The organism is Catenulispora pinisilvae (assembly GCF_015356865.1).
GTDB classification, from domain to species: domain Bacteria; phylum Actinomycetota; class Actinomycetes; order Streptomycetales; family Catenulisporaceae; genus Catenulispora; species Catenulispora pinisilvae.
Genome location: NZ_JAAFZA010000317.1, coordinates 1 through 10,287, shown reverse-complemented (window position 1 = coordinate 10,287; position 10,287 = coordinate 1). Strand labels below are relative to the sequence as shown.

Sequence of the window (10,287 nt, the reverse complement as noted above, 5' to 3'; positions counted from 1 at the left end):
CGAGAACATTTGGCCGAAATCTGCCGATTTCTCAACAACGCCTTTAAACCCCGTACACGACCGGCGACCTCCGCACCCGACTCTCGTCCAACAGGTGACCACACCACCAACCCGGTGAACCAATCCGACCACCGCACTAGCAGTGGCCGAAGATGGCACCAGCCACGTCAGCCACGTCAGGCCACGCCCGGCGTGATCAGCCCCGTCTCGTAAGCGACCACCACCGCCTGCGCCCGGTCCCGCAGGTTCAGCTTCGCGAGGATGCGCGCCACGTGGGTCTTGACCGTCGCCTCCGACAGGTGGAAGCGCGCGGCCAGTTCGGCGTTGGAGAGGCCGCGGCCCAGGAGGCCGAGGACTTCGCGCTCGCGTGGTGTGAGGGTTGCGAGGTCCTTGTGGAGCGCTTCTGTGCGTGGGTTCACGGTTGGCACCGCGAAGCGCTCGACCAGGCGGCGGGTGATGGCCGGGGCCAACATCGCGTCGCCGGCTCGGACCATGCGGACTGCGGCTACCAGGTGTTCTGGGCTCACGTCCTTCAGGAGGAAGCCGCTGGCGCCGGCTGTGATGGCCGCGTAGACGTACTGGTCCAGGTCGAAGGTTGTCAGGATGATGATGCGGGGTGGTTCGTGGTCGGTGGGGGTGTCGGCGAGGAGGAGGCGGGTGGCTTCCAGGCCGTCCATGCCGGGCATGCGGATGTCCATCAGGACTACGTCGGGGTGGGTTTCGCGGGATACGCGTAGGGCTTCGTCGCCGTTGGCTGCTTCGCCGACCACGTCGATGCCTTCGGACATCAGGATCATGCGGAAGCCGGTGCGGACCAGGACTTGGTCGTCGGCGATCACTACGCGGAGGTTCGCGCCGCTCTCGCCGGCGTCGGCGCCGCTGCCGTAACCGCTGCCGCTGCCGTAACCGCTGCCGCCACCACCGCCGTTGACGCCGCCAAAGTCGACTCTGCCGCTCATGCTCCGGTCCCCTCTCGCAGCGGGATCACGGCGCTCACCATGTACCCCCCGGTCAGTCGTGGCCCCGCGCTCAGGGTGCCACCGTAGACCGCCAGCCGTTGGCGCAGGCCGGCCAGGCCCCGGCCGTTGCCGGTGGCGGCCGCGGATGAGGGGGTGCCGCCGGTGTCGACGACGTCCACCTTCAGGCGTTGGGGCGTGTAGTCCAGGGTCACGCGGATCAGCGCGCCGACCGCGTGCTTCACCGCGTTCGTCAGTCCCTCCTGGACCACCCGGTACGCCGCCAGGTCCGGGCCCGACGGCAGCGGGATGACGTCGCCCTCGATCGCCAGGTCGACGCGGACGCCGCCGTTGCGGATCCGTTCCACCAGCGCGGGGATCTGTTCCAGGCCGGGCTGGGGGGCGAGGTCCGCGGTGCCGGCCGGGTCGCCGCCTTGTGAGGTCATCGTCAGCAGGCCCATGACGTGGCGCAGTTCGGCCATCGCGGCGCGGCCGCTGTCCTCGACCGCCAGCAGCGCCTCGCGTGCCAGGTCCGGGGACTTGTCCAGGACCTTGCGGGCGGCGCCGGCCTGGACCACCATCACGCTCACGTTGTGCGAGACCACGTCGTGCAGTTCGGCCGCGATCCGTGCGCGTTCCTGCTCGACGGCGCGCAGCATCGACGACTCGCGTCCCTCTTCGAGGTCGTGGACGCGCTGCTTCCAGTTCCCGATGGCGTTGGCGCCCAGGACGATCGGGATGAGGAACAGGAACGGGACGAAGCCGCGGGTGACGTTGGGGATCTGGCTGCCGCGGGTGACGGCGAGCAGGATGGCGCCGAGGCCGAGGCTGTAGACCATGGCTGCGCGGTAGGGGCTGTAGATGGCGGCGCTGTAGGCGGCGATCAGGACGGCCATGAAGGTGAAGATCGCGGTGTCGTTGCTGTCCGACACGTTGGCGTGCAGGAGCAGGACCGCTGTCTCGCAGGTCCAGAACGCCGCCAGGGGGTAGCGGCGGCGCAGGCTCAGGGGCAGGGCCGTCATGATCACCAGGACGGTGTCGCGGGGGCCGACCTGGATCAGGTGGTCGACCGAGTAGAAGGGCCCGTGCTGCGCCGGGAACATCACCGCGTGGTGGTAGCCGCTGTTCAGGATGCTGAACATCATCGCCAGGGCCAGGGCTATGTCCGCGGCCCAGGCCCAGCGGGTGGGCGCCGGTGCCGCGCCCGTGCGGCGGCGCAGTGCCGCCCACGCGCCGCGGACCAAGCGCCGGTCCTCGTCGTCCCTGTTCACCGGCTCAGTGTCGCAAGAACCCGGGCCGGTCCACATCATCCGCTCCGTCTACGGGCCTACGTCTGTGGGATACACCACCAGGATGACGAGGCCGGGGCATCAGCTCAGGGGTGTACCGGGTTTCATGACTCAGGCCGACGCGGGCGATCACGGTCCGTCCATAGGTTCGTGGGCATGACGAATCCGTCGAGGAATCCGCCGAATCCGCTGATGATCGATCTGCGCGAGGCGACCAAGAAGTACGACGACGGCCCGCCCGCGCTGGCCGGCGTCACCCTGTCCGTGGCGGCCGGGGAGTGCCTGGCGGTGCTCGGGCACTCCGGCAGCGGCAAGTCCACGCTGCTGAACCTGATCGCCGGGCTGGACCGGCCCAGCAGCGGCACCGTGACGGTCAACGGGATCCGGGTGGACCGGCTCGGGGAGGCGGGTTCGGCCAAGTACCGGCGGGCCTCGATCGGGATGATCTTCCAGTTCTTCAACCTGCTCGACGATCTGACCGTGCTGGACAACGTGCTGGTCCCGGCGCAGCTGGCCGGGATGGGCAAGGCCGAGGCCAAGCGCCGCTCTGCCGAACTGCTCGGCTCGCTGGGCATCGACCGGCACGCCAAGGCCTACCCGCAGCGGCTCTCCGGCGGGCAGCGGCAGCGGGTCGCGGTGGCCCGGGCGCTGATGAACCGGCCGGCGTTGCTGCTGGCCGACGAGCCGACCGGCGCGCTGGACTCACACTCGGCCCAGGACGTGCGCCGGCTGCTGCTGGACCTGAACGCCGAGGGCCAGACCATCCTGCTGGTCACCCACGACGTCGAGTTGGCGGCCGGCACGGCGCACCGGACCATCGAGTTGGTGGACGGCGCGGTGGCCCGGGACGTGGTCAACGGTGCGGCACGGGGGGACGCATCGCTGACCACTCCCGCGAACGCCGCCGTCACCGGCCCGGCGGGAGCGGTCCGATGACGCTGCACACGCCCCTGCCCCGGCGCCTCTTCGAAGCCGGCTTCCGGGCCGTGGCCCGCCTCCTGCTGGCGGTGACCCGATGAGCGCCCTGGGCAAGGTGGTGCGCTCCGGCGTCGGCCGGCGCCGCGTCCAGTCCTTCGTGATGGCCCTGACCACGCTGGCCGCCGTCACCTCCTCGGTCTTGTCCCTCGGCCTGCTGACCGTGGTCCAGGCCCCCTTCGACCACGCCTTCGCCAAGCGCGGCGGCGCGCACCTGGCCGTGCAGTTCGACGGCGCGAAGGCGACCGCCGCGCAGGCCGCCGCGACCGCGCACGCCGCCGGGGTCACCGAGGCCGGCGGCCCCTACCCGATCACCACCTCGCTGGACTCGACGGTCGGCCCGGACTGCACCGCGGGCATCGGCCCCGGCATGACCTTCGCCGACACCGCCGCGCCGCCGGTCACCGTGACCACCCGGCCGAACCTGACGGCCGGCGCCGGGCTGGACCAGATCGTGCTGGACCGGGGCACGTGGCCGACCGGCCCGAACCAGATCGTCCTGAACGACTGGCCCGGCGAGTGCCTGGGCAAGTCCGTCGTGTTCAGCTCGCTGGCCGGCAAGCCGTCGTTCAAGGTCGTCGGGTTCGCCAACTCGCTGACCGACACCGCGACCGGCTGGACCACCGCCGACGGCTTCGCCCGGCTGACCGGGGCCGGGGCCAAGACCGATTCGCAGATGCTGTACCGGTTCGCCGCCGCCGGGACCGAGGCGCAGATCACCGCCGACCGGCAGGCGGTCGCCGCCGCCGCGCCGGCCGGCTCGGTCGAGGGCGCGCAGTCCTACCTGACGGCGCGGACGCAGGCCACCGGCAACGCCAAGTCCTTCGTGCCGTTCCTGATCGTGTTCGGCGTCCTCGGGTTGTTCCTGTCGGTGCTGATCATCGCGATCGTGGTCAGCGGCGCGGTGGTGTCCGGGATCCGGCGCATCGGGATCCTGAAGTCGCTGGGCTTCACGCCGGGGCAGGTGGCCCGTGCTTATGCCGCGCAGGCATTGATCCCGGCGACGATCGGCGTGGTGGCCGGGACCGTGTTCGGCAACCTGCTGGCCGTGCCGGTGCTGAACGGCACCAGCCACGACTTGGGCTCGGGCGGGGCCACGCTCCCGGTGTGGGTCAGCCTGCTCGTTCCGTTGGGGACGTTGGCGATCGTCGCGGTGACCGCGATGATCCCGGCGCTGCGAGCCGGCCGGCTTCCGGCCGTGCAGACGCTGGTGGTGGGCCGCGCTCCCCGGGCCGAACGCGGCCGGGCCGCGCAACGCCTGGCCTCCCGGCTGCCGCTGCCCCGCTCGGTTTCGCTGGGGCTGGCCCAGCCGTTCGCCCGGCCGGCCCGGGCCGCGCTGGTCGGCGCCGCGGTGCTGTTCGGCGCGGTCAGCGTGACGTTCGCGCTGGGCCTGGAGACCGGGTTCAGCAAGTTCCAGGACCAGCGCAGTGCCGGGTTCAACGCCGCCTCGCTGATCGTGGTGCCGACCAGCGAGGATCCGGAGCAGGGCGGTCCGCCCGGGGGCATGTACGGCCCGAACGACCCGCGTACTCCGCATCTGGACGCCGCGAAGGTGTCCGCCGCCCTGGCCTCGGTCCCGGGCACGAAGGCCGCGTTCGGCTGGGGCGACAGCGGGGCCACCGTGGTCGGCGCGCCGACCGGTGACATGACGGCCGTGGACACGGTCTCCGGCGACTTCTCGTGGACCGGGATGGAGCTGATCTCCGGCCGCTGGTACTCCGGGCCCGGCGAGGCGGTCATCAGCGACCGGCTGGCCACGGCGATGGGGACGCACGTCGGCGACGCCGTCACCGTGGTGCAGGAGGGCAAGCCGCTGACGCTGAAGGTCGTCGGTGTGGCCTTCGACACCCACGACAGCGGCCGGTCCGTCCTGGTCGACAGCGCCACGTTCGCCGCCGCCGGGCTGACGCCGCGGATCGACCAGTTCAACGTCGAGCTGGCCTCGGGGGTGAGCGGCCCGGACTGGGCCGCCTCGGCCACCGCCGCCCTGTCGCCACTGCACGCCGACGTGGACGACAACCAGTCCGGGCACGGTTCCGACGTGGTCATGGTGATGAGCGCGCTGGTGGCCACGCTGTCGGTGATGCTGTTGGTGGTGGCGGCGCTCGGGGTGCTGAACACCGTGGTCCAGGACACCCGCGAACGGATCCACGACCTGGGGATCTTCAAGGCGCTCGGGATGACGCCGCGCCAGACGGTGTCGATGGTGCTGACGTCGGTGGCGCTGACCGGGCTGATCGCCGGGCTGATCGGGGTGCCGATCGGCACCGCGCTGGAGAAAGCGACGCTGACGCCGATGGGGAACGCGGTCGGCATGCACCTGCCACCGAGCGTGACCAACACCTACAGCCTGGGACTGGTCCTCCCGCTGCTGGCCGGCGGGGTCGTCATCGCCTTGCTCGGCGCGCTGCTGCCGGCCGGCTGGGCCGCGCGGTCGCGGACCGCCACCGCGCTGCGGACCGAATGAGGCCGGGAACCGGATGAGGCCGGAGACCGAATGAAGCCGGAGACCGAATGAGGCCGGAGACCGTCGAGCAGGGGAACGCGAGTAGCACGCGGCGACAAGCCTGCTCTCGGGCATCGTGAAAGGAATGCCGGCCCGCTGAGGTTGATACCCTCGGAAGGGTCGGCATTCCGACGCTTGATTCTGAATTTGCCAGTCCACAATGGCGTGAGAGGCAAAGCATGGCGGTCAGTGTTTTCGACCTGTTCTCGATCGGCATCGGCCCGTCGAGCTCGCACACCGTGGGGCCGATGCGGGCGGCCCGGATGTTCGCCAAGCGCCTGGACAACGAGGATGTGCTGCCGAAGGTGGCGCGGATCCGGGCTGAGCTGTTCGGCTCGCTCGGTGCCACCGGCCACGGCCACGGCACCCCGAAGGCGGTGCTGCTCGGACTGGAGGGTCAGGTCCCGGCGACCGTGGACGTGCGCGGCGCCGAAACCGATCTGGTGCGGATCCGGGAGACCGGGCGGCTGCGGCTGCTGGGGACCGAGCGCGGCACCGGCGCCGAGATCGCCTTCGCCGAGGACCGCGATCTGGTGCTGCACCGGCGCAAGTCGCTGCCTTACCACTCCAACGGGATGCGGCTGTTCGCCTACGACGAGCACGGCGAACCGTTGATGACCAAGACGTACTACTCGGTCGGCGGCGGGTTCGTGGTCGACGAGGACGCCGTCGGCGCCGACCGCGTGGTCCTGGACGACACCGTGCTGAAGTACCCGTTCCGCACCGGCGCCGAACTGCTGGACCTGGCCACGCAGACCGGCCTCAGCGTCAGTGGCCTGATGCTGGAGAACGAGCTCGCCTGGCGCACCGACGCCGAGGTGCGCGCCGGCCTGCTGGAGATCTGGCGGGTGATGCGCGAATGCGTCGCCGCCGGCATCACCACCGAGGGCATCCTGCCCGGCGGCCTGAAGGTGCGGCGCCGGGCCCCGGGCATCGCGCGCACGCTGCGGGCCGAGGGCAACAAGGAAGTGCGCGCCAACGAGTGGGCCACGCTGTGGGCGATGGCGGTGAACGAGGAGAACGCGGCCGGCGGCCGGGTCGTCACCGCCCCCACCAACGGCGCCGCCGGCATCATCCCGGCGGTGCTGCACTACTACACGGCCTTCGTACCGGACGCCGATGAGGACGGCGTGGTCCGGTTCCTGCTCGCGGCCGGTGCCGTGGGCATGCTGTTCAAGGAGAACGCCTCGATCTCCGGCGCCGAGGTCGGCTGCCAGGGCGAGGTCGGCTCGGCCTGCTCGATGGCCGCCGCCGGCCTGGCCGAGGTCCTCGGCGGCACCCCGGAGCAGGTGGAGAACGCCGCCGAGATCGGCATGGAGCACAACCTGGGCCTGACCTGCGACCCGATCGGCGGGCTGGTGCAGATCCCGTGCATCGAGCGCAACGGCATGGCCGCGGTGAAGGCCGTCACCGCCGCGCGGATGGCGCTGCGCGGCGACGGCCGGCACCACGTGTCGCTGGACAAGGTCATCAAGACCATGAAGGACACCGGCCGCGACATGTCGGTGAAGTACAAGGAGACGGCGCGCGGCGGGCTCGCGGTGAACGTCATCGAGTGCTGAGACGCATCGTCGAGGGCTGATGACCGTCAGCGGGTGCTGACGGTCACGGTCGCGCCTTCCAGATCGGCCGGGCCTTGGGTGGCCAGGATCGCGGCCACCAGGTAGGCCTGCGCCTGGTTCGTTGTCTCGAACTCGAGCCCGGACGGCCCGCGGCGAGTGGCTTCTGGGGGACGAAAGAAGCGCCCATCGCGCCGGTCCGCACCGTCGACACCGTGCACGTCCGGGACGGCGGCACCTCGTCAAAATGGTCGAGCACCGGGCGGAACTGCAAAATGCCGGGCTCGCCAAGGGTTTTCAGCCGAGCCAGGTCGGCCGCGTGCCCGGCGCGCATCCGCGGCGGCAGTTGTCGCAGTGCTCTGATCACGGTGTCCTGCCGGTCCACGTCCGGGTACGCGTCGTGCGCGGTGAGGTCGTGGTCCAGCAACGGCAGCGTCCCGCCGCCCCGGCGCCGGCCGTGGTCGAGGGCCAGGTTGGCCAGGATCCGCCGCACGTACGCCTGCCGGGCCGCCGGCCCCAGTGCCGGTAGGCCCGCTCCAGCGCGCCCTGCACCAGGTCCTCGGCCTCGTCGTCCCCGGCCGTCCCCAGTCATCCCCCCACACCCTTGACAGCAGAGGCTACCCGCTTGCATGGTTAGTTACATGAGTAATGAACCGAGGGACCGGTGATGGACGAGGGCCGCCCGCTCTTCCAGCAGATCGCCGAGCAGATCGAGTCCTCGATCCTGGACGGCACGCTGGCCGCGGACACCCAGGTGCCCTCGACCAATGAGCTCGCCGCGTTCCACCGGATCAACCCGGCGACCGCCGCCAAGGGCGTCAGCCAGCTGGTGACCGACGGGATCCTCTACAAGAAGCGAGGCATCGGGATGTTCGTGGCGAGCGATGCGCGGCGGCGCGTGCTGGACCGGCGGCGGGACGCCTTCGCCCGGGACTTCGTGGAGCCGCTGCTGGCCGAGGCCCGCCGGCTCGGGCTGAGCGCGGCGGACGTGCGGGACCTGATCGAGAAGTGGGGAGAGGGACGATGAGCGTCGTGGCCGTCGAGGACCTGACGATGCGCTACCGCGGCCACACCGCGCTGGACGGCGTCAGCCTGGCCTTGGAGCCGGACACCATCCACGGGATGCTGGGCCGCAACGGGGCCGGCAAGACCACGCTGATGCGCATCCTCACCGGGCAGGAGTTCGAGACCTCCGGCCGGGTCGAGGTGTTCGGGCAGCCGCCGCGGGAGAACCCGGCGGTGCTGAACCGGGTGTGCTTCATCCGCGAGTCGCAGAAATACCCCACGAACTTCAAAGTGCGCGAGGCGCTCGCCGCCGCCGCGATCGCCTGCCGGAACTGGGACCGGGCCTACGCCGACCGGCTGGTGAAGGACTTCGAGCTGCCGCGGGACCGGCCGATCAAGAAGCTCTCGCGCGGTCAGCTCTCGGCGGTCGGCATCGTCATCGGGCTGGCAGCCCGCGCTCCTCTGACCCTGTTCGATGAACCGTATCTAGGCCTGGACGCGGTGGCCCGGCAGATCTTCTACGACCGGCTGCTTGAGGACTTCTCCGAGCGCCCGCGCACCATCGTGCTGTCCACGCACCTCATCGACGAGGTCGCCGACCTGGTCGAGCACGTGGTGCTGATCGACCACGGCGAGGTGCTGATGGACCAGGACGCGGACGAGCTGCGCGGGCGCGCGGTGTCCGTCAGCGGTCCGGCCGAGGCCGTCGCCGCCTATGCCGACGGCGTGCCGGTACTGCACCGCTCCGAACTCGGCGGCCGGGCGCGCGTGGCGCTGGCCGAGCGGCCGGGACGACCGGCCGAGGGCGTCAGCGTCGACTCGCTGTCGCTCCAGGAACTGATCGTCCTCACCACCAACCAGGGGGACCCGAAATGACCGAGACCATCAAGGCACTGCGTATCCAGCTGCTGAAGCCGGGCGTGACGGTCGCCGTCCCGTGGTACAGCATCGGCATCGCGATCCTGATCGTGACGGCCTTGTTCGCGGTGGTGGGCGGCGGCAGCCCGCCGTACACCGGCCGGACCACCGGGGCGCTGTGCGCGTTCTACGCCTCCGGCATCGGCGTGCAGCCGTGGCTGATGAACCAGCTGTTCCCGTTCTCGATGGCGCTGTCCGTCACCCGGCGGGCGTTCGTCCGCGCCACCGCGCTGCTGATCCTCGGCGAGGCCGTGCTCGCCGGGCTCGGACTGGCCCTGCTGAACAGGATCGAGATCGCCACCCATGGCTGGTTCGTCCACACCCGGGTGCTCAACCTGCCGCACGTCCACCAGGACGACTTCTTCACCCAGGCGCTGGTCTACGGCGTCCCGACGATGGCTCTGACCACGGCCACGGCCTTCGTCGGCGCGGCGTTCCGGGTCTTCGGGGGGTTCGGGCTGTGGGTGCTGGGCGTCGGCATGGCGTTCGTGTCCGCCGTGGTCGTGGCGATCCTGATGCTGACCCACAGCATGGGGCACGTCGGCCACTTCTTCGCCACCCAGCCGATGCTCGCCGACTTCGCCCTGTACCCGCTGGCGCTGGTGGCGCTGTTCGGGGCCGGGTGGCTGGTGCTGATGTTGCGGGCCCGGGTGTAGAACGCCCCGCGATCCGGCAGGGGACTCAGAGCTCTGGCGGGAGGGGATCAGAGCTCGTCGACAGCGAGGTCGAACTCGGTGCTGTGCCCCTCGAACGCCGCCAGGCCGGGCCCGCCGCCTCGATAGACGACGCGGTACCGGCCTGGCGGCGTGCCGGGCGGGACGCGCCATTCGATGCGGACCGTGGAGACCGTGGTGTGGTCGCCGGACGGGAGCCGGGTCCAGTGCAGACGGGTCGACCAGTCGCCGTCGTCGGCGATCCGGCGCCAGTACAGGCCTTCGCGGCGCTGGACCTCGTAGTACGTGCCGCCGCGCCGGGGGTCGTGGGCCGGGTGGACGGCGGCGAACTCGACGACCAGGGTCTGGTTGTCGCTCTGGTCGTCCCAGAAGAACGAGGTCTGCCGGCCCAGGTCGGTGTTCGGG

The 10,287-nt window shown here is 71.0% G+C and carries 10 protein-coding genes; 6 read left to right on the top strand and 4 right to left on the bottom strand.

Annotated features, from left to right (window positions below):
* Nucleotides 1-176: 176 nt before the first annotated feature.
* Both IZR01_RS44685 and IZR01_RS53865 read right to left on the bottom strand, forming a co-directional pair.
* Entirely contained in the window at nt 177-959 is a 783-nt protein-coding gene (locus tag IZR01_RS44685) for a response regulator (RefSeq protein ID WP_228561284.1), read from the bottom strand.
* Nucleotides 956-2,227: a sensor histidine kinase gene (locus tag IZR01_RS53865; protein WP_323746353.1), complete on the bottom strand. Its 1,272-nt coding sequence runs from the start codon at nt 2,225-2,227 to the stop codon at nt 956-958. The genes IZR01_RS44685 and IZR01_RS53865 overlap by 4 nt, the downstream gene beginning before the upstream one ends.
* A gap of 174 nt (nt 2,228-2,401) precedes the next feature.
* Here IZR01_RS53865 and IZR01_RS44675 point away from each other — a divergent pair, with 174 nt between their 5' ends.
* From IZR01_RS44675 to IZR01_RS44665, 3 genes are all read left to right on the top strand, one after another.
* A complete protein-coding gene (locus tag IZR01_RS44675) occupies nt 2,402-3,181 on the top strand; it encodes an ABC transporter ATP-binding protein (protein ID WP_194894945.1) in 780 nt (259 codons plus the stop codon).
* A 79-nt stretch (nt 3,182-3,260) separates the two neighbouring features.
* Nucleotides 3,261-5,687 carry an ABC transporter permease gene (locus tag IZR01_RS44670; RefSeq protein WP_194927374.1) on the top strand — a complete coding sequence of 809 codons (2,427 nt, stop codon included), beginning with the start codon at nt 3,261-3,263 and terminating at the stop codon, nt 5,685-5,687.
* 218 nt (nt 5,688-5,905) lie between these two features.
* On the top strand, nt 5,906-7,288 hold the full coding sequence (locus IZR01_RS44665) for an L-serine ammonia-lyase (protein WP_194927373.1): 1,383 nt from the start codon (nt 5,906-5,908) through the stop codon (nt 7,286-7,288).
* Nucleotides 7,289-7,331: 43 nt separating this feature from the next.
* Here IZR01_RS44665 and IZR01_RS44660 read toward each other — a convergent pair whose 3' ends face one another.
* Nucleotides 7,332-7,778 carry a SigE family RNA polymerase sigma factor gene (locus tag IZR01_RS44660; RefSeq protein ID WP_194927372.1) on the bottom strand — a complete coding sequence of 149 codons (447 nt, stop codon included), beginning with the start codon at nt 7,776-7,778 and terminating at the stop codon, nt 7,332-7,334.
* Between the two features lie 174 nt (nt 7,779-7,952).
* Here IZR01_RS44660 and IZR01_RS44655 point away from each other — a divergent pair, with 174 nt between their 5' ends.
* From IZR01_RS44655 to IZR01_RS44645, 3 genes are read left to right on the top strand one after another with little or no spacing between them, the layout of a single operon-like run.
* Nucleotides 7,953-8,312 (top strand): GntR family transcriptional regulator, encoded by a 360-nt coding sequence (locus IZR01_RS44655; RefSeq protein ID WP_194894953.1) that lies wholly within the window; start codon nt 7,953-7,955, stop codon nt 8,310-8,312.
* On the top strand, nt 8,309-9,166 hold the full coding sequence (locus IZR01_RS44650) for an ABC transporter ATP-binding protein (RefSeq protein WP_194894955.1): 858 nt from the start codon (nt 8,309-8,311) through the stop codon (nt 9,164-9,166). The genes IZR01_RS44655 and IZR01_RS44650 overlap by 4 nt, the downstream gene beginning before the upstream one ends.
* On the top strand, nt 9,163-9,864 hold the full coding sequence (locus IZR01_RS44645; protein WP_194894956.1) for a hypothetical protein: 702 nt from the start codon (nt 9,163-9,165) through the stop codon (nt 9,862-9,864). Before IZR01_RS44650 ends, IZR01_RS44645 begins: the two co-directional genes overlap by 4 nt.
* A gap of 47 nt (nt 9,865-9,911) precedes the next feature.
* Here the strand turns inward: IZR01_RS44645 and IZR01_RS44640 are convergent.
* The coding region (locus tag IZR01_RS44640) for a neutral/alkaline non-lysosomal ceramidase C-terminal domain-containing protein (protein ID WP_194927371.1) at nt 9,912-10,287 on the bottom strand (376 nt) is incomplete at its 5' end.

Excerpts from the sequence above, each read along its gene's own strand:
- IZR01_RS44685 (WP_228561284.1), bottom strand. The coding sequence starts at position 959 with ATGAGCGGCAGAGTCGACTTTGGCGGCGTCAACGGCGGTGGTGGCGGC.
- IZR01_RS44675 (WP_194894945.1), top strand. The coding sequence starts at position 2,402 with ATGACGAATCCGTCGAGGAATCCGCCGAATCCGCTGATGATCGATCTG.
- IZR01_RS44670 (WP_194927374.1), top strand. The coding sequence starts at position 3,261 with ATGAGCGCCCTGGGCAAGGTGGTGCGCTCCGGCGTCGGCCGGCGCCGC.
- IZR01_RS44665 (WP_194927373.1), top strand. The coding sequence starts at position 5,906 with ATGGCGGTCAGTGTTTTCGACCTGTTCTCGATCGGCATCGGCCCGTCG.
- IZR01_RS44655 (WP_194894953.1), top strand. The coding sequence starts at position 7,953 with ATGGACGAGGGCCGCCCGCTCTTCCAGCAGATCGCCGAGCAGATCGAG.
- IZR01_RS44650 (WP_194894955.1), top strand. The coding sequence starts at position 8,309 with ATGAGCGTCGTGGCCGTCGAGGACCTGACGATGCGCTACCGCGGCCAC.
- IZR01_RS44645 (WP_194894956.1), top strand. The coding sequence starts at position 9,163 with ATGACCGAGACCATCAAGGCACTGCGTATCCAGCTGCTGAAGCCGGGC.